Origin of the sequence: Streptomyces musisoli (assembly GCF_016741855.1) — a bacterium.
Lineage (GTDB): Bacteria > Actinomycetota > Actinomycetes > Streptomycetales > Streptomycetaceae > Streptomyces > Streptomyces musisoli.
Window position 1 is genome coordinate 625,698 of sequence record NZ_JAERRH010000003.1, and the last position, 17,620, is coordinate 643,317.

Consider the following 17,620-nt stretch of genomic DNA (forward strand, 5'->3'; position numbering starts at 1 on the left):
GCGACCCCGCCGAGCCACCAGGACTCCCTCCCGGGCGGGCGCCGCCCCGCCCGCCGGGACTTCCTCCCGGACACACCCCGCCGTTGAAAGGGTGATCCCCGGGTGATCACCGTGACCCGTCCCGTCCGGCGCCGTTGAACGGGAAGTGCGGCGGCTGGTCTGCCGCTGCGCTTACCGAGCTACAAAAGGAGAACGTGATGGCTCGCATCGCGAAGGCAGCCGCCGTCGCTCTCGGCACCGGTGCCGTGGTGGTCAGTGGGGCCGGGCTGGCCCTCGCCGACTCGGGCGCCCTCGGCGCGGCCACCGGCTCGCCCGGCGTGGTGTCCGGCAACGCGGTCCAGGTCCCGGTCCACCTCCCGGTCAACGTGTGCGGGAACACCGTCGACGTGATCGCCCTGCTGAACCCGGCCTTCGGCAACGCCTGCGCCAACATCGACGACCACCACAAGCCCGGTACGCCCGGCGACAACGGGTACGGCAACTGAGCGGACCGGCACAGCGGACGGGAGCCCCGGCACTCCGAGCGCCGGGGCTCCCCCACGTCCACGACCAGGTGCTCAGCCGTAGCGGTAGATCCGGCTCAGGTCCTCCAACTGGTCCGGCGTCTCGTCCCACGGCGGGAGCTTCTCGTGCCGGGCGACGACCCGCCCGTGCTGTGCGTCGCCGGCCCCGGGCGGCTCGGCCGGTAGATAGCGGTGGCTGCGGTGGGCCCGCTGCCAGCGCGTCCACTGCAGGTCGAGGAAGGCGTGGTGCATCCAGAACACGGGGTCGTTGACGGACGCGCCGCCCAGCATCGCGCCGCCGACCCACCGGTGCACCCGGTTGTGGTTGAGCCAGGAGGCGCTGCCGCTGCCGCTCCCCCAACCCTCCAGCCTGTTGCGGAAACCCTTGCGGACGGTGGAGTTCCAGGGCCTCACGTCGTAGACGGGATCGGCGAGCGCCCGTTGCAGATCGCTCTTCGTGGGCAGCTGGATGGGGGCGGCGGCGCGGCCCAGGTCCCGGGTGAGGAATTTCCCGTCGGTGACCCCCTCCTTGATGGTCCAGTGGCCCGCCGCGTAGGCGAACGGGCCGGTCGTCACCTGCCGGTCGGAGCGCCTGCCGTTCCCGCCGAGCAGATCCTTCGTCCATGGCACGGACGTCGCCTTACGGTCCCGGGTCCAGTCCCAGTACGGGACCGTCACCGAGGAGTCGACGCGACGCAGCGCCCGCTCCAGCTCCAGCACGAACCTGCGGTGCCAGGGCAGGAAGGAGGGCGCCATGTGGGCGCTGCGCAGTCCGTTCTCGCCGTCGGCGGTGTAGACGTCGATGTGCAGGCGGACGAACTCGTCGTACTCACCACGCCGTTTGAGTTCCAGCAGCGCGTTCACGAACCGCCTGCGCTCCCCGGCGGTGAGCGTGCTGACGTCCTTACGCACGTACACCATGCTGTCCGCCCTTCCCCGTGTGGCCGCCCGGGTGCACACCGGAGTGCTCGCCGCCGAACCGGCCCGGCGCCAGGTCGCGCAACTGCCGGCCGGGGACCAGCTCGTCCACTGCCGCCCGCGTCGCCTCCAGCGGCGTCCGATACGACGTGTAGTGGTCGATGATGCTCAGCCAGGTGCCGTCGGCCCGGCGCATCAGGTGCAGCGGACGGCCGTCGACGGTGATCTGCCAAACGCCGTCCACCAGCCTGCGGCCCGTGTCGGAAACCGGCACCCCCTGGATACGGCGGCCCCGGTACGTCTCGTCGAAGGCGCCGGCGTCTCCCGGCCCGGCGGTGGGCAGGGGCCGGGAAGCGGCGACGACCGGGGCCATCGCCAGCGCGGCGGCGGAGCCCAGCAGTCCCCGCGTCACCTCCCGCCGCGACCTTCTGACGGGTTCCGCTGTGGTCTGCTGCTCCGCGCCGACCGCCACTCCGCCCACACCGACGACCATGCTCGCTCCTCGTCCGGGTTCAGGTGTCCGTACCGGCTAACCGGCCGAGGGGGCGCGGGGTCACCGCCGTAGAGCCATACGGCGGGTACGGGGGGGGTACGGCCGTGTGGCCGTGTGGCCGTAGAGCCATACGGCGGGTACGGCCGTACGGCGGTACGGCCGTGCGCGGCTACCGTCCCGGGCCCGTGCTGAGGTCCGCACCGGCCACGGTCTGCAGGACCGGGGCGATGACGGCGGCCTGCGGCATCTTCAGGTCCGGGAGGCCGGCACGGCCCGGGTTCGGCGGGGTCAGCGGGGCGTCCAGGGCCAGGCCGGGGGTGAGGGTGCGCAGGGCGGAGGCGGGGGTGCCGACAGCGATGTGGTCGGACCCGCCGCCGATGAGGTGCGGCACGGGCGTCCGGAGGTTCACGCCGGGCAGGGCGCCCCTGATCGGCACCTGAGGAACGGAGCGTTCCGGCATCAGCCGCCCGGTAACGAAGCGCGGCCCCTCGGGCACCCCCGGCGTCAGCAACGGCACGTCCAGGACGGCCTGGGGCATCTCCACGCCCAGGGACTTGGAGACGCCGTCCAGCGGCACGGGGACCGGGATCGTGCCGGTCGCGGCGACGGCGGGGGTGGCCGCGGCCCCCACGGCGGCCGTGACGCCCGTGATGACGGCGGCAAGCGTTGCTCGGGTGGTCGGCTTCATGTCAGGTACGGTCCCTTTCAGGATGCGGGGAATCGACGTCCGTACCGGGTAACGAGCCGGAATTCGCCACCAGTTCACTTTTCGCCCGATTGCCGTATTTGTCAGCTGGTCAGAGCCGTCCGGGCGATGGTCAGCTCGTCCAGAAGTCCCACCAGCGGGTGAGTACGAGCATTCCGATCACTCCGATATGAAGAAGGGGCAGCACCCAGCCGAGTTCGCCGAAGAAGCGCTTCAGCCGGCCGGGCGCGGGCACGAACCCGGCTCGAACGATCAGCGCGGTGGCGTACCAGAACATGAGAATGGTGGCGATCCAGGCCAGACAGCACCACAGGCACAGCGCGTCGATCCGGTACAGCGACTCGAACTGGAGCCACGAGACGAACCCGACGCCGAACAGGCAACCGGCCTCGAACAGCAGCCAGTACCAGCCGGGGAAGCGGGCACCGGCCAGCAGGCTCATGCCGACGCAGATCACTACGGCGTAGGCCACCAGCCCCAGCATGGGATTGGGGAACCCGAAGACCGAGGCCTGGTCGCTCTTCATCACACTCCCGCAGGACACCACCGGGTTCAGGCTGCACCCGGGCACGAACGCGGGGTTCTCGAGCAGCTTGAACTCGTCCAGGGTGATGACCCATGAGGCGAGCAGCCCGGCCGCGCCGGTGAACACCAGGAGCAGACCGAACCCCCTGTCGCCGGCGAGGGCCCTGGACGTCATCCCCGCGGGCTGGTGACCGGCAGTACGACGTGCGCCGCGGCCTTCAGCGTCTCATCGGCACCGGCGAAAGCGGCCAGCGCCGCCGGCTCGACGACCTTGCCGGGCGCGCCCTCGGGCCAGGCGCGGGTGGTGAAGACGAGGTAGGCGTAGCCACGTTCCTCGACCGCGGCGAGCCACTCCGGCGGCGCGTCGGCCTGGGCGACCATCTGCGGCATTCGGACGACGGCCTGGCCGGCCGCCACCAGCAGGCTGACCGGGAGGCCGGGCCGGCCGGTGCCGTCGATCAGCTCGCCGCCGGCCGGCAGCCCGTTGCTCACCAGCAGCCGCTCCACCGCGGCGGCGGTCGCCTCCGGGCCGCCCGCGGTGTCACCGAGCGAGTAGGCCAGCAGGTAAGGCATGTCGGAGCCGTCGGGGGCCTCACCGCTCCAGGCCAGGACGACGAGCGTGCCGAGCCCGGCGGAACGGTTCTCGAGGGGGGTTGTGGTCACCGCGCGACCATACCGGCGCCCCCCTGCGCCGCCGGACGACTTCTCACCCTTCCGGACCAGCGCCCGGGGGCGCTCCACACGAACGAGGGAAGTGGCCTCGAACAGGCCGGGGGCCGGTGCCGCGGGTGCGGTACCGGCCCCTCGCCTTCTGGGTGTTCCGGGTGCGCGTACCGGCTTCCCGGAAGCCCGGGCGCGTACGACGTCCGGCTCCCCGGTTCCGGAACGGGGACAGGTGTCAGCCGTGGAGGGGCAGCCCACCGAGGAGCGGCTTGTGCTGCTTCGACGTGGTGCCGACGGCCTTGCCCGTGCTCTTGCCCTTACCCTTGCCCTTGCTCTTGCCCTTGCCCTCGTGGCGCGGCGAGCCCTTGCTCTTGGTGTCGACCACGTCCGGCTGGTGCCTGATCGGCATCGCGTCCTTGAGGGTGATGGGCTCCTCGGTGAGCTTGTTGACGGCGCCGTTGAGGCTGGTGGGCGTCCAGTCGGAGGTGTCGTTGGCGAACGCGGGCGCGGTGATGCCCGCGAGAGCCACGGTTCCGGCAACGACGGCGGCAGCCTTCAGGGACTTCATCGTGTTCCTTTCATCGGCAACGCGAGTCGCCGCAGGGAATTCTGACACCGTGCCCAACGAGTTCCGGACGAGCCGGAAACCCCACGCGCAGAAGACATATGAAATCCCCGACCGGGCCGGCGGAACCCCGGCTCAGTCGGTCGTGGGCAGGCTCGGCAGCGCGGCCGGCGAGGGCAGTCCGGCCAGAGTGTTCGTGGGCAGGTCGCCGCCGAGGACGGACGTCAGCAGGTCGACCAGGCCGGACACCACGTCGTCGGCGGACGACAGGAGCTGGTCGAGGCCGTCGGTGACCGCCTTCACCAGGTTGTCGATCGCGGTCTGCACTGCACTGAGCGCGTCACCGAGGAGGTCGCGGGACGAGGGCATACCGACGTGCGCGTGCCGTGCGGCCACAGGGGCGGTGAGGGCTGCGGGGGCGGCGGAAGTCGCGGGAGCGGCAGGGGGCGCGGGGACGCTGGAGGCCGTGGGCGCGGCCGGCACCGCGGACGCGGTGGGGGTGGCGGGCTTGGCGGTCGCCGTGGGCGCGGCGGTGGCCGTCGGAGCCGCGGGCTTCGCGGTCGCCGACGCCGTGGGCGACACCTCGGCCGCAGGCTTCGCGGTCGCCGTCGGCGTCGCGGGCTTGGCGGTCGCCGTGGGCGCGGCGGTGGCCGTCGGAGCCGCGGGCTTCGCGGTCGCCGACGCCGTGGGCGACACCTCGGCCGCAGGCTTCGCGGTCGCCGTCGGCGTCGCCGTGGGTGCGGCCGGCTTCGGGTCGGCGGCGGCCCTGGCCACAGCCTCCTTCGCCGCCTCGCCCAACTGTCGGGCCCGGTCAGCGGGGAGCTTGCCCTTCTCCAGTGACTGTTCGAGCAGTTCGACGACCGGATCGAGCACGGGGTTCGTATCACCCAGGGCTCTGGCCTGGGCGAGCAGCTTCTCCTTCGTCGCGGCCGGGACAGGCGCGGGGACACGCCCCTGATGCCGGGCCGTGTCGGCGGCGGCGACGGCCGGGCCGGTGATGCCGACCAGGACGGCCGCACAGAGGACGGTGGACGCGAGACGCCGGGCGGGCAGATCACGCATGGGTGTTCCTTTCGGCGAACAGTGGGACCTGTGCCCACCGTCTGTTCGCCCATCGCGCGGCGCAACCGCTCACACACCCACTGTGATCCGTCCGAGGGAGCGCGAAACCGGCCGTCCGCCTCGCAGCGAATGCGCGGGGTGGGCGGCCGGCCGGGAAGGTTTGCGTTCCGACGTCAGTCGTTGACGCAGGCGTTGCCGAACGCCGGGTTCAGCGCACCGATGACATCGACGGTGTCGCCGCAGACGTTGACCGGCAGGTGGATCGGGACGTGGACGGCGTTACCCGACAGGACACCCGGCGAGTTGGCGGCGAAACCGGTGGCGCCGGCGTCGGCGGCAGCCACGCCGGCACCAGCGGCGACGGCCGCGACGGCGGCGTAAGTCAGGACCAGGCCCTTCGCGATACGCGACATGGAGAAGTGCTCCTTGGGGTCGACACAGTCCGGGCGGACACCCGGCGCTGTGTCAACGCGCGGCCCTCGCGCGGGTTGTGCCGCCAATGGGGTGATGTACGGAAGAGGCATCATCACATCTTCAGTAACAGTTGACCGCATTTAGTCCGATTGATGCGAATGGCCGATGGCATCGCAGGGCCGCACCCCCGCGCGTCGTGCGGTCCGCCCCTACCCGGGACGGGTCGGCGGCAGGGCGTACGCGGCTGCCGGGACCGGGCTCCCGCTCACCCTCGCCACCGGCCTCCGGCGTACGCCGGTCGCACTGCGCGGCTCTGTGTGGTCCTGCGAACGACGTAGCGGCATCCACGACCGGCGAACGGGGTGCCGTACCGGCCGGGCGGGTGCCTGCCTGCGCCGACACGGTCGTCTACGACCACGACGTGCACGATCTCGGACCGGCTCTGGGGCACGGTGGTGACCAGCCGGGCTTCCGGCTCGTTTCCCACGCGGACGTGGCGTGGGCCGGCGCGCCCTCCGCCGCGTGGACGCCCGGAACCGAAGACGCGTTCACGCCCGCAGTCCCGAGCGTCCCGTGAGCGAGGTATCCCGCGAATGCACCAGTCAGCACCCGCCCTGCGGCCCCGGGTCCTGCACCTCGCGCAACCCGTCGACGGCGGTGTGGCCCGCGTCGTGACCGACCTGACGAGGGCTCAGCTCGCGGCGGGCCAGCGGGTCACGGTCGCCTGCCCCGACGGTGCACTCGCCACGGGTCTGCGGGCGCTGGGCGCCGACGTCCGCGACTGGCGGGCGGGCCGGTCCCCGGGGCCCGGCCTGCCGGGTGAGGTGCGACGGCTCGTACGGCTGATCGACGAGGTGCGGCCCGATCTGGTGCACGCGCACAGCGCGAAGGCCGGTCTGGCCGCGCGGCTCGCGGTCCGCGGGCGGGTCCCGACCGTGTTCCAGCCGCACGCCTGGTCGTTCGAGGCGGTCGGCGGGCTCACCTCGGCACTCGCGCTGCGCTGGGAGCGGTGGGGGGCGCGCTGGGCGGACCGGGTGGTGTGCGTCAGCGAAGCGGAGCGCGCGACTGGCCTGCGCGCCGGGGTGCGCGCCGCGTACACGGTCGTCCCGAACGGCATCGACACCACCCGCTTCTCACCGGCTCCCCGGGCCCCGCACCCACGGGCGCCGCAGGCCGCCGGGGTAGAGAAGCCTCCACCGGGCCGGGCCGCGCCCGACCACGCAGGCCGCACCGGTGGTGCCGGTGCGAACGGCCACCCCGCCGAGGGCGAAGCCGAGGCGGTTTCCCGGCCCCTCGTCGTCTGCGTGGGCCGGCTCTGCCGGCAGAAGGGCCAGGACGTCCTGCTGCGCGCCTGGCAGGACGTCCTCGGCGTGCTGCCGGGAGCCGGGCTCGTGCTGGTCGGCGACGGCCCGGACCACGAGGAGCTGCGCCGACAGGCGCATCCCTCGGTGGAGTTCGCCGGCGCCGTCGCCGACGTCGTGCCCTGGTACCGGGCCGCCGACCTGGTGGTGCTGCCCTCGCGCTGGGAGGGCATGGCGCTCGCCCCGCTGGAGGCGCTGGGCTGCGGACGGCCCGTCGTGGTCACCGACGTCGACGGGGCACGTGAGAGCCTGCCGCCCGCACTCGCCGCGCACTGTCTGGTACCGCCGGAGGACCCGGTGGCGCTGGCCGGGGCGATCACCGGGCTGCTGTCCGATCCGGCGCTGCGCGCGGCACTCGGCGGTCAGGGACGCCGGCACGTCCTGGCCCTGCACGACGTGCGGCACACCGCCGAGCGGATCGCGGCCGTCTACCACGAACTCTTCGTCCAAGTCCCGGCGACCGACGGCGCGACAGCCCGGCTCGTGCGCTCCGAGTGCAGGGAGTCGATCCTCTCGTGACCCCGGAAACCACTGTTCCCTCCCCCGGAACGCAGCCACGGGACTACGGGTTCCGGCCCGTCTCCGTGCTGCCTCCCCGCCCCGCCGGCGGCTTTCGGTTCCCGCTGCGGCGCCGGCCCGCCAGGCCACGCTCGCGGTTGCCGCTGCTCGCCGCCGACCTGTTCGCCGCGCTGGTGGGCGCCGTCGCGCTGGACGGGGCCGCCGGCCGGCCGACGCTGGTCGGCGCCCTGGTCTGCGGCGCGCTGCTGCTGCGTCCGCGCTCCGTCCGGCCGGTGCCCGGTGTGCTCGACGAACTGCCCGCGGTGGGCGGGCGGATCGCGGTGGCCTGGCTGGGCCTGGCCGCGCTGCTGGCCGCGTACGACCCCGGACTCTCCCTCGACGCCCGGACCCTGCTGCTGGGCTGCGCACTGCACACGGCGGCGGCCGGAGCGGGCCGGGGCCTGGTGCACTGGCGGCGCCGGGTCGCGCTGCTGCGCCACCCGCGGACCGCCCTGGTGATCGGGCCCGCCACCACCGCACAGCGGGTGGCCGCCGCCCTGCTGCGGCATCCGCGCTGCGGGGTGCGGCCCGTGGGCGTGGTCGCGGAGCACCCGGAGAGCGCCGCCGGGCTGCCGGTGCTCACCACCGGCGAGGAGGTGGAGCGGGCCCTTGTCCAGAACGGGGTGCGGATCGTCCTCTCCGTCCACCCGGCCGCCCGCGCCGACAAGCGGCCTCTGCTGCGGGCGCTCGCCGAATCGGGCTGTGCGCTGTGGGAGGTGGACGCGGACTCTTCGGCGTACGAGTCGCGCGACCGGCTCGCCGGGTTCGCCGTGCGCGGTCTGGACCTGCGCACGCGGCGGCGCGGCAGCGCCGGCAAGCGGCTGCTGGACGTGGTGGTGTCCGGGGTGCTGCTGGTGCTGGTCAGCCCGGTGCTGCTGGTGTGCGCGACGGTGCTGCGGCTGACCGAGGGGCCCGGGGTGGTCTTCCGGCAGGAGCGCATCGGCAAGGACGGCCGGCCCTTCACCCTGCTGAAGTTCCGCACCCACCGCCCGGTCGACGAGCACGAGGCGGCCACCCGGTGGAGCGTGGCGGGCGAGCGGCGGATGAGCCCCTTCTGCCGGTTCCTGCGGCAGACCTCGCTGGACGAACTGCTCCAGCTGTGGAACGTCTTCCGGGGAGACATGAGCCTGGTCGGTCCCCGGCCCGAACGACCCTATTTCGTGAACCAGTTCAGCAGGATCCACCCGGGCTACGCGGCCCGCCACCGCATGCGGACCGGCATCACGGGGCTCGCCCAGATCAACGGGCTGCGCGGTGACACCTCCATCGAGGACCGGGCCCGCTTCGACAACGCCTACATCGACAACTGGTCCCTGTGGCAGGACGTCTGCATTCTGCTGCGCACCGCCGCCGCGCTCGTGCGTTCCACGGGGAGCTGACCGATGGCCCTCACCCTGCCGCTGTGGCGCCCCGCCCGGCTGTCCCCGGTACTGCCGGTGCTCGCGGTGGTCGGGCTGCTCGCGCTGCCGGTAGCGCCCGGCGGTGACGGCGGCGCCGGTCCCGCCGACGTGCTGTCCGCGGTGGTCGTCGTCTTCTGCGCGGTACGGCTGCTGCGCGCGCGGCGCCGCCCGCTCCCCCCGGCCGCCGCGGTGATCCTCGGCCTGCCGGTGGCCGGCCTCGCGCTGGCCGCGCTGCACGCGGTGTCACCGGGTGCCGGGATCACCGGCCTCGGCCGCTATCTGCAGGTCTTCGTGCTGGTCCCGGCCGCGGTCGTGCTCCTCGTCCGCGACCGGACCGACTTCCGGCTGCTGGCCTGGTCGGTCGTGGCCCTCGCGGGCTGGCAGGGGGCGCTCGGGGTGCACCAGTACGTCACCGGGACCGGGGCCTCCTACCAGGGCGAGGACATCCGGGCGGTAGGCACCTTCGGGGCGGCGGACGTGATGGGCATGGCGACGGTCGTGTCGTTCGGGCTGGTGTGCGCGGTGGGCCTGGCGCTGGGACGGCCGGCGGTGCGGGAGCGGGTGACCGCCGCCTGCTGCGCCTGCGCCCTGACGGTGCCCCTCGCGCTGTCCTTCAGCCGGGGCGCCTGGATCGCCACCGCGGTCACCCTCACCGTCCAGCTGGTGCTGGCCGGGCCGCGCCGGGCGGTGCGGACCGGGGCGGCCGTGGTGGCCGCGGGCGTGGTGCTGGTGGGCGGGCTGGGCGTGGGCACGGCGATGCTCCAGGAGCGGATCGACAGCATCACGCGGGTCACCGACGCGCCCGACCAGTCGGTCACCGACCGGTACACGATGTGGGCCGCGGCCACCGACATGTGGCGGGAGCGGCCGCTGACCGGCGTGGGCCTGAAGGGCTTTCCCGAGTACCGCGACGGGCACGCCTCGCTCGCGCTGTCCTCGGGCAGCGACACCGAGGGCGCGGGTGCCGCGTTCCGCCGGCAGCCGCTGCTCTCGCCGCACAACATGTATCTGCTGGTCCTCGGCGAACAGGGGCTGGTCGGGCTGCTCTGCCTGGCGGGCTGCTGGCTCGCCCTGCTGGTGTGCTGCCTGCGCGGCCTGTGGCGGACCCGTGCGGCCGGCGGCCGGGGCCTGGACTGCGCGCTGGTCGCCTGCGGGCTGCTGGTGTGGCAGCTCGTGGACTTCGGGTACGCCGACATCGGCGGCCCCTCGACCGTGCTGACGGCGGTGTGCTTCGGACTGGTCGCCTGGTGGGCGCTGGTGGGCGGCGACCGGCTCGGTACCGGCGGGCAGGGCGCCGTACCGCCCCGGCAGCCGGCGGCGGGGGAGGCGGCCCCGTGATGACGACGACGGCGCCCTGTCCCTCCCCCGTGTCCCGCGCCGTCCCCCTCTCGGTACGGGGGCGGAGGCGGGCGGGATGACGAGCCGTACGACCGGTGGGGCGCCGGGGCCGGGGGCCGACGCGGCCGGGCGGCCCACCGCGGAGACAGGGCCGGAGGGGACGGCCGGGACCACGGGACCGAACCGGACGGCCGAGGGTGCGGGGCCGAAACGGACGGCCGGGCCGGGCGGGGTCACCCTCCCGTCGGCGCGCTCCGCCGTACCCTCCGCCCCCGGCACGGGAGTTCCCCCCACCGGGAGCGCCCTCTCCCCGACCGCGGCACCCGGACACCACGCCCCGGCCCCTCCGCCACCGACCTCCCCTCCACCCCCCGGCCCGGACCCCCGGTCCCCCGAACCGGCCCCTGCGCCCCCCGGCCCGGCTCCGCCCAGCGGCCGTTTCCTCGCCCGCGCCACCCTCGTCACCGCCTCCCTCTCGGTCGCGGCGGCCCTGCTCGGGCTGGTGCGGGACCAGTCGCTGGCCAGGCTGTTCGGGGCCGGACAGGACACCGACGCCTTCCTGGTGGCCTGGACGGTGCCGGAGTTCGCGGCGACGCTGCTCATCGAGGAAGGGCTGGCCTTCGCGCTGATCCCGGCGTTCAGCACGGCCCTGGCCCGCCGTGCGCAGGGCGCGCCCGGGGACCCGGTACGGTCGCTGGCCGCCGGCACCCTGCCCCGGCTGGTGCTGGCGTTCACGGCGGTCGGGGCACTGCTCGCGCTGGCCGCACCGCAGTTCGTCGCCGTACTCGCGCCGGGTCTGCCGGTCCCCTCCCTCGCCGTGGACTGCACCCGGCTCACCGCGACCTGTGTGCTGAGCTTCGGCCTCGCCGGGTACTGCAGCGCCGCCCTGCGCGCCCACCGCCGCTTCCTGGCGCCGGCCGCGATCTACGTCGTCCACAACATCGGCATCGTCACGGCGATGTACACGCTCGGCGGCCACTGGGGCGTGCGGTCGGCCGCGTTCGGGGTCGCCGCGGGCGGCTGCCTGATGGTGGCGGTCCAGTTGCCGTCACTGGTACGGGAGTTGCGCCGGCCGGGCGGACGGGCGGACGCGAAGGCCGCCGCCGCAGCGCAGCCGCTGAACGTGCCGCTGCTGGCCACCGTGCTGCTGTTCGCGCTGTGCCGGCAGTCCCAGGTGCTGATCGAGCGGTTCCTCGCCTCCGGGCTGCCCGCCGGGGCCATCTCGCACCTGAACTACGCGCAGAAGGTCGCCCAGCTCCCGATGACGATGTCGATGATGCTGTGCACGGTCACCTTCCCGGTGGTGGCGCGGGCGCTGGCCGACGGCGACAGCGAGCGGGCCCGGGACCGGGTGGAGCGTGATCTGGCGCTGGCCGCCTGTCTGGTGCTGCTCGGCACGGCCGCGGTCGTGGCCTGCGCGCCGCAGTTGGTCGAACTGCTGTTCCAGCGTGGCGCGTTCACGGCCCAGGACACCGCGGCGACCGCCGGCGTGATGCGGGTGTACGCGCTCGGCCTGCTCGGCCAGACCCTGACCGGCGTCCTGGTCCGCGCCTGCTTCTCGGCGGGAAGCGCCACCTGGTACCCGCTGGCCGCGATGGCCGCGGGGATCGTCGCGACCTCGTGGATCGGCGCCTGGACGGTCGGCCCCTGGGGGGTCGACGGGATCGCCGCCGCCAACGCCGCCGGCATCACCCTCACCGCCGTGCTGCTGCTCGCCGGCACCGGGCGCCGCGGTGTGCCCATCCGGACCGGGCCCGTGCTGCGCGAGCTGAGCCGGCCGTTGCGGGCGGCGGCGGTGGCCGCCGTCGCCGGCGCGCTGGTGGCGGGCCTGCCGTCGGCGCCGCTCGCCGGACTCGCCGCCGGCGGCGCCACGGTGACCGTCGTGTTCCTCCTGCTCGGCGCGGCCCTGGGTGCCCAGGGCTGCGCCCCCGCGCTCCGCTCCGTACGCACCCTCCCCCGAAGGCTCGCCCATGCCGTCCTCCGTTGACTCCCCGGCCCCCGCCCGGCCCCTGGCCCCCGGCCCGGTCCCGTGGATCGCCATGTACCACTCGGTCGGTGACCGCTCCGACGACCCGTACCGCGTCACGGTCACCCCCGACCGGCTGGAGGCGCAGCTGCGCTGGCTGCGCCGGCGGGGGCTGCGCGGGGTGTCGGTGGCCGAGCTGCTCGCGGCCCGCGTGCGCGGCGCGGGGCGGGGCCTGGTGGGTCTCACCTTCGACGACGGGTACGCCGACTTCCTCGGCAACGCCCTGCCGGTGCTGCGCCGTTGGGAGTGCACGGCCACCCTGTTCGTGCTGCCCGGCCGGTTCGGCGGCGACAACGCCTGGGACCCGCTGGGCCCCCGCAAGCCGCTGCTGACCGCCGACGGCATCCGGCGGGCGGCCGCCGCGGGCGTGGAGATCGGCTCGCACGGCCTCACCCACGTCGACCTCACCCGCGCCGACGACGCCCTGCTGGAGGCCGAGACCGCCGGGAGCCGGGCCGTGCTGGAGGAGCTGACGGGCGCCCCGGTCACCGGCTTCTGCTACCCGTACGGCACGGTCGACCGGCGAGCCGTGGAGGCCGTACGGGCGGCCGGTTACCGCTATGCCTGCGCCATCGATCCCGGCGAGCTGAACGGCCCGCACGTCCTGCCCCGTGTGCACATCGGCCAGAACGACACCGCCGTACGCCTGTTCCTCAAGCGCCGGCTGCACCGGCTGCGCCGGCGGCCCGTGGAGGGGCTGCGGTGAAAGTCCTGCACATCATCACCGGGCTCGGAGTGGGCGGCGCCGAACAGCAACTGCGGCTGCTGCTGCGGCACCTGCCCGTGGAGTGCGAGGTGGTGACGCTGACCAACCCGGGGCCGGTCGCCGACGGGCTGGCGGCCGACGGGGTGCGGGTGACCCACCTCGGCATGGCCGGCAACCGCGACCTGGCCGCGCTGCCCCGGCTGGCCCGGATCGTCCGGCGCGGCCGGTACGACCTCGTGCACACCCACCTCTACCGGGCCTGCCTGTACGGCCGGATCGCCGCCCGGCTGGCCGGGGTCCGCGCGGTGGTCGCCACCGAACACTCCCTGGGCGACACGCAGCTGGAGGGCCGGCCGCTCACCGCGGGGGTCCGGGCGCTGTATCTGCTGGGCGAGCGGCTGGGCCGGTCCACCGTCGCGGTCTCCCCCACCGTCGCCGGCCGGCTCGCCCGCTGGGGGGTGCCCGGGCCGCGCATCGCGGTCGTGCCCAACGGCATCGACCTGACGCGGTTCGCCTTCGACCCGGCGGCCCGCCGCCACACCCGGTCCGAACTCGCGCTGCCCGAGGACGCGTTCGTGGTCGGCGGCATCGGCCGGCTCGCGCCCGGCAAACGCTTCGACGTCCTGGTCCGCGCCTTCGCCGAGCTGCCCGCCGACTGCCGGCTGCTGCTGGTCGGCGGCGGCCCGCAGGAGCCCGCCCTGCGGCGATGCGCGCGGCAAACGGGGGTGGCCGACCGGGTGCTGTTCGCCGGGGAGCGGCCGTACCTCCCCGGTGGCTCGCCCGGCCCCGACCTGCCCGCGCTGGCGTCGGCGATGGACGTACTCGCCTCCCCCTCGCCCGAGGAGGCGTTCGGGCTCGCGGCCGTGGAGGCGCTGGCGGCCGGGCTGCCGGTGCGCTACACCTCCTGCCCGGCCCTTCAGGACCTGCCTCCCCGGTCCGCCCCGGACGCGGTGCGCATCCCGTGCGACGCCGGCGCCTACGCCCGCGCGCTCGCCGGGGTCCGCGCCGCCGGCCCCGGCCCGCGCACCACCCCCGAGGCGGCCCGCCACTACTGCATCACCCGCAGCGCCGCCCGGCTGATGGACGTCTACGCGGCGGCGCTCGCCCACCCGGTCCCGAAGCCCCGATCCCCCGAGAAAGTCGGCCCCTCATGACCCAGAACCCCACCCGGCGCCCCGGCTCCTCCCGCTTCTCCCGTCTGCGCGCGCTCCCGCCCTGGTCGCTGGTGGCGGCCGGCGTCCTCGCGGGCGGGCTGCTGGGCGGCGGTTACGGCGTGCTGCAGACCCCGCAGTACACGGCGACCAGCTATGTCGTCGCCGTCCCCGGCGAGCGGTCCGACACCGCCACCGCGCTCGGCTTCGCACAGGCCTACGGCCGGGTCGCCACCCAGGTCGCGGTGCTCGGCGACGCCCAGGCGCGGGCCGGGGTGCCGATGGCCACCCTGCGGGACGGTGTGCGCACCGCGACCTCGCCGGACGCCCCCATGGTCGCCGTCTCCGCCACCTCGCCCCGCCCGGCCCAGGCCGCCCGCATGGCCAACGCGGTCGCCCGCGCGCTGACCCGGCACGCCGACGCCGCCAAGGCCGCCACCCACGTGGAGCTGATGCAGTTCTCCCCCGCGGTGCCGCCGGCCGAGCCGGCCTCGCCCTCCGCGGGGGTGACCGGTCTGATCGGGGCGAGCGCGGGCGGGCTGCTCGGCGGCCTCGCGCTGCTGGTACGGCCGAGATGCCGGCCCGAGGACGAGTGCGTGCGGGCCTCGGTGCCCGGCCCGGCCTTCGCCGCCGACGCGCGCGGCCGGCTGTGACCGCCACCTTCACGGCACGCACCGCGCGCCCGGTCCTCACCGCCGAGTTCGTCACCGACGAGGCCGCCTTCGCGGCGCTGGCCCCGGCCTGGGGCCGGCTGTTCGGGAAGTGCTCCGCCGCCACCCCGTTCCAGAGCCATGCCTGGCTGCACTCGTGGTGGCTGTCGTACGGCCGGCCCGGGCAGCTCAGGCTGCTGCTGGTGCGAGCCGGCGGCGAACTGGTCGCCGCCGCGCCGCTGATGCTGGTGAGCCGGCCGCTGCCCGCGCTGGTGCCGCTCGGCGGCCCGATCTCCGACTACACGGACGTGCTCCTGGACGACACCGACGACGGAAGGGCGGCCGGCACGCTCACCGATGCGCTCGCGGACGCCGCCTGCACGGCACTGGTCGACTTCCGCGAGGTGCGTCCGGGCGGCGCGGTGGAGCGGGTGTACGACCACTGGTGCGGCCCGCGCCACAAGGTCCGCGACTCGCTGTGCCTGGAGCTGCCCGGTGTGCCCATGGACGGGCTGATCGCCCGGCTGCCGTCGGGCAAGGCGAGCCAGCGGGCGCGGGCCAAGCTGCGCAGGCTGACCGCACTGGGTGTGAGGCGGCGGACGGTGGGCCCGGAGGAGGCGGCCGCGGCACTCGGCCGGCTGCTGGAGCTGCACCGGCTGCAGTGGCAGGGACGGAAGGTGACGAGCGAGCATCTGCGGCGCAGGTTCCGGGAGCACCTGATGCGGGCCGTGCCACCGATGGTGCGCTCGGGGAACGCGGTGGTCACCGAGTTCCTGATCGGCGACGAGGTACTGGCGGTCGATCTGACCCTGCTCTCGGACAGCCTGGCCGGCGGCTACCTCTACGGTGCCCATCCGGGCCTGAGGGACCGGAAGGCGGACGTGGCGGTGATGCTGCTGGACGCCTGCACGGAGCACACCGGTGGCGGGCGCGGCACGCTGAGCCTGCTGCGCGGCGACGAATCGTACAAGCTCCACTGGCGACCCGAACGGGTCGTCAACCAGCGGCTTCTCATGGCCCGTCGGCGCACCGCCCCGCTGCTGGCGGCCGCGCTGAGCGGCGTGGCCGCCAGGCAGTGCGGCAGGGAGGTGCGGCACCGGTGGCGGGAACGCGGCCTGGACTAGGGTCCTGCGTCCGGATCAGGCCGGACCACCCGCGGGCCCGGCATGAACCGGACGAGAGGCCCTAGCGTGTCCGCGACCACCAGTCGAAGCCGGCGCAGGGCTGCCTGCCGAGCCAGTGCTCGGCCCAGTCGCCCAGGTTCAGCGGCGAGCAGGCGGCCGGGGGGCCGGTGGCGGGCGCCGGCTCGGGCAGGGCTGCCGGGGGCGGGGGTGAGGCCGGGGCCGGCGTGGGCGCGGGCGGCTGGGTGAGGCCGTACAGGGCGGTCCGGTAGACCAGCGACGCACGGGGGTTGGCCGAGCACTGCCACACGCCGTGCGGGCAGTAGTCGGTGAGCGTGTTGTACAGCGGCCGGTGCTCGTCGATCCAGGCGAGCATGCGCCGCATGTACTCGGCGTTGTCGCCGTTGCGGAAGAGTCCCCATTCCGGATAGGAGATGGGCTTGCCGTGGGCTTTCGCGAAGTCCACGTGCTGCTGGAGCCCGTAGGGCTCTTTCACCTGCTCGTCGAACGACAGCCCGCTCGGCTGGTCGTAGGAGTCCATGCCGATGATGTCGACCGTGTCGTCCCCGGGGTAGCACTCGGTCCAGGGCACGGCGTCCCGGCCGCGGCTCGGCGTGAAGTCGAACCGGAACTTCTGTCCCGGCACCGACCGCATCGTGGCGACGATCCTGTTCCAGTACGCCTTCCAGGCGGCCGGGTCCGGTCCGCAGCGGTGGGTGTAGGTGATGCCGTTCATCTCCCAGCCGAGCACGATCACCGTGTCCGGCACCCCCAGCTCCACCAGCCGCTCGGCGAGGGTCCTGAAGTGCTGGTCGAACGCACCGCCCGCGGCCTGCCGCAGCAGCAGCCGCACCTGGTCGTCCGGGACGTCCTCCTCGTTGCGCTCCTGCATCGGCACGTTGAGGACGAGCGTCCGGTCCGCCTTCCCCCGCCGCCAGTGCGCCCAGACGTCCAGGAAGCCGGGCGGCCCCTCGATGTCCTGCCAGCTGCCGCCCGGGAGATAGGTGTGGCCGACCTTCAGCTCGGTCCCGCCGAGCCAACGACTCAGCTGGGCCATGTGCGTGACCCCGCTGGGACCGGAGTCGAGAAACGCTCCGAAGGGCCGGACCGCCCGGCCGGGCACGGGGGTCTCCTTGGCCGCCGGAGGTGTCGGCGCCGCCGTGGGTGCCGGAACGGCCGGGGACGCGGGGACGGCCGAGGGTACGGGAGCGGCCGGGCCCGTAGGCACGGTCGTGGGCGCCGGGGCCGGGGCGGGCGGGTTCGCGGCCCGGGCCGTACCCGGGCTCGCGGCGAACCCGGAGCCGACCGCCAGGGTGACCGCCCCGACGACCGATGCCGCGAGCACGACCGGCCGCCCGGGCCGGGCCCCGCGCCGCTGTGCGCTCATGCCTACTCCTCTCTCCACTCGCCCTCCACCGCCCGCCGGGCGGTGGAGGGCGTTCCGTACTGACACCCAGTCA

The 17,620-nt window shown here is 74.7% G+C and carries 19 protein-coding genes; 10 read left to right on the forward strand and 9 right to left on the reverse strand.

Going from position 1 to position 17,620, the window contains the following annotated elements:
• Positions 1–197 precede the first annotated feature (197 nt).
• Positions 198–485 carry a chaplin gene (locus JK361_RS11015; protein ID WP_201815545.1) on the forward strand — a complete coding sequence of 96 codons (288 nt, stop codon included), beginning with the start codon at positions 198–200 and terminating at the stop codon, positions 483–485.
• Between the two features lie 72 nt (positions 486–557).
• Here JK361_RS11015 and JK361_RS11020 read toward each other — a convergent pair whose 3' ends face one another.
• Positions 558–1,424, reverse strand: a complete 867-nt coding sequence (locus JK361_RS11020; protein WP_201815546.1) for a tyrosinase family protein — start codon at positions 1,422–1,424, stop codon at positions 558–560.
• On the reverse strand, positions 1,408–1,902 hold the full coding sequence (locus tag JK361_RS11025) for a tyrosinase family oxidase copper chaperone (protein WP_372448702.1): 495 nt from the start codon (positions 1,900–1,902) through the stop codon (positions 1,408–1,410). The genes JK361_RS11020 and JK361_RS11025 overlap by 17 nt, the downstream gene beginning before the upstream one ends.
• Here JK361_RS11025 and JK361_RS42605 point away from each other — a divergent pair.
• The gene (locus tag JK361_RS42605) at positions 1,865–1,954 is read left to right on the forward strand and encodes a hypothetical protein (protein ID WP_372448703.1); all 90 of its coding nucleotides are present in this window, start codon (positions 1,865–1,867) and stop codon (positions 1,952–1,954) included. The two genes, JK361_RS11025 and JK361_RS42605, sit on opposite strands and share 38 nt — an antisense overlap.
• A 129-nt stretch (positions 1,955–2,083) precedes the next feature.
• Here JK361_RS42605 and JK361_RS11030 read toward each other — a convergent pair whose 3' ends face one another.
• From JK361_RS11030 to JK361_RS11055, 6 genes are all read right to left on the reverse strand, one after another.
• Complete coding sequence (locus JK361_RS11030; RefSeq protein ID WP_201815548.1) at positions 2,084–2,602, reverse strand: hypothetical protein; 519 nt, start codon at positions 2,600–2,602, stop codon at positions 2,084–2,086.
• Positions 2,603–2,732: 130 nt separating this feature from the next.
• A complete protein-coding gene (locus JK361_RS11035; RefSeq protein ID WP_201815549.1) occupies positions 2,733–3,320 on the reverse strand; it encodes a vitamin K epoxide reductase family protein in 588 nt (195 codons plus the stop codon).
• Positions 3,317–3,808 (reverse strand): DUF5949 family protein, encoded by a 492-nt coding sequence (locus JK361_RS11040; RefSeq protein WP_201815550.1) that lies wholly within the window; start codon positions 3,806–3,808, stop codon positions 3,317–3,319. Before JK361_RS11040 ends, JK361_RS11035 begins: the two co-directional genes overlap by 4 nt.
• A 235-nt stretch (positions 3,809–4,043) precedes the next feature.
• The gene (locus JK361_RS11045; protein WP_201815551.1) at positions 4,044–4,376 is read right to left on the reverse strand and encodes a hypothetical protein; all 333 of its coding nucleotides are present in this window, start codon (positions 4,374–4,376) and stop codon (positions 4,044–4,046) included.
• 132 nt (positions 4,377–4,508) lie between these two features.
• Complete coding sequence (locus JK361_RS41195) at positions 4,509–5,435, reverse strand: hypothetical protein (RefSeq protein ID WP_236052729.1); 927 nt, start codon at positions 5,433–5,435, stop codon at positions 4,509–4,511.
• Positions 5,436–5,608: 173 nt separating this feature from the next.
• The gene (locus JK361_RS11055) at positions 5,609–5,848 is read right to left on the reverse strand and encodes a chaplin (RefSeq protein ID WP_201815552.1); all 240 of its coding nucleotides are present in this window, start codon (positions 5,846–5,848) and stop codon (positions 5,609–5,611) included.
• A gap of 594 nt (positions 5,849–6,442) precedes the next feature.
• On the opposite strand from JK361_RS11055, the gene JK361_RS11060 reads away from it, so the two are divergent.
• The 8 genes from JK361_RS11060 (at position 6,443) to JK361_RS11095 (ending at position 16,163) form a co-directional block, all read left to right on the forward strand.
• The gene (locus tag JK361_RS11060) at positions 6,443–7,729 is read left to right on the forward strand and encodes a glycosyltransferase (protein WP_201815553.1); all 1,287 of its coding nucleotides are present in this window, start codon (positions 6,443–6,445) and stop codon (positions 7,727–7,729) included.
• Positions 7,726–9,147 carry an exopolysaccharide biosynthesis polyprenyl glycosylphosphotransferase gene (locus JK361_RS11065; protein ID WP_201815554.1) on the forward strand — a complete coding sequence of 474 codons (1,422 nt, stop codon included), beginning with the start codon at positions 7,726–7,728 and terminating at the stop codon, positions 9,145–9,147. The genes JK361_RS11060 and JK361_RS11065 overlap by 4 nt, the downstream gene beginning before the upstream one ends.
• Positions 9,148–9,150: 3 nt before the next feature.
• Positions 9,151–10,506, forward strand: a complete 1,356-nt coding sequence (locus tag JK361_RS11070) for an O-antigen ligase family protein (RefSeq protein ID WP_201815555.1) — start codon at positions 9,151–9,153, stop codon at positions 10,504–10,506.
• A 76-nt stretch (positions 10,507–10,582) separates the two neighbouring features.
• Entirely contained in the window at positions 10,583–12,493 is a 1,911-nt protein-coding gene (gene murJ, locus JK361_RS11075) for a murein biosynthesis integral membrane protein MurJ (RefSeq protein WP_201815556.1), read from the forward strand.
• Positions 12,477–13,238: a polysaccharide deacetylase family protein gene (locus JK361_RS11080; protein WP_201815557.1), complete on the forward strand. Its 762-nt coding sequence runs from the start codon at positions 12,477–12,479 to the stop codon at positions 13,236–13,238. Before murJ ends, JK361_RS11080 begins: the two co-directional genes overlap by 17 nt.
• Positions 13,235–14,392, forward strand: coding sequence for a glycosyltransferase (locus tag JK361_RS11085; RefSeq protein WP_201815558.1), 1,158 nt, complete (start codon positions 13,235–13,237; stop codon positions 14,390–14,392). Before JK361_RS11080 ends, JK361_RS11085 begins: the two co-directional genes overlap by 4 nt.
• Positions 14,389–15,042 (forward strand): YveK family protein, encoded by a 654-nt coding sequence (locus tag JK361_RS11090; protein ID WP_201815559.1) that lies wholly within the window; start codon positions 14,389–14,391, stop codon positions 15,040–15,042. The genes JK361_RS11085 and JK361_RS11090 overlap by 4 nt, the downstream gene beginning before the upstream one ends.
• Positions 15,039–16,163 carry a GNAT family N-acetyltransferase gene (locus JK361_RS11095; protein ID WP_307787240.1) on the forward strand — a complete coding sequence of 375 codons (1,125 nt, stop codon included), beginning with the start codon at positions 15,039–15,041 and terminating at the stop codon, positions 16,161–16,163. Before JK361_RS11090 ends, JK361_RS11095 begins: the two co-directional genes overlap by 4 nt.
• A 61-nt stretch (positions 16,164–16,224) precedes the next feature.
• On the opposite strand, the gene JK361_RS11100 is transcribed toward JK361_RS11095, so the two are convergent.
• Positions 16,225–17,547 (reverse strand): glycoside hydrolase family 26 protein, encoded by a 1,323-nt coding sequence (locus JK361_RS11100; protein ID WP_201815561.1) that lies wholly within the window; start codon positions 17,545–17,547, stop codon positions 16,225–16,227.
• Positions 17,548–17,620 lie beyond the last annotated feature (73 nt).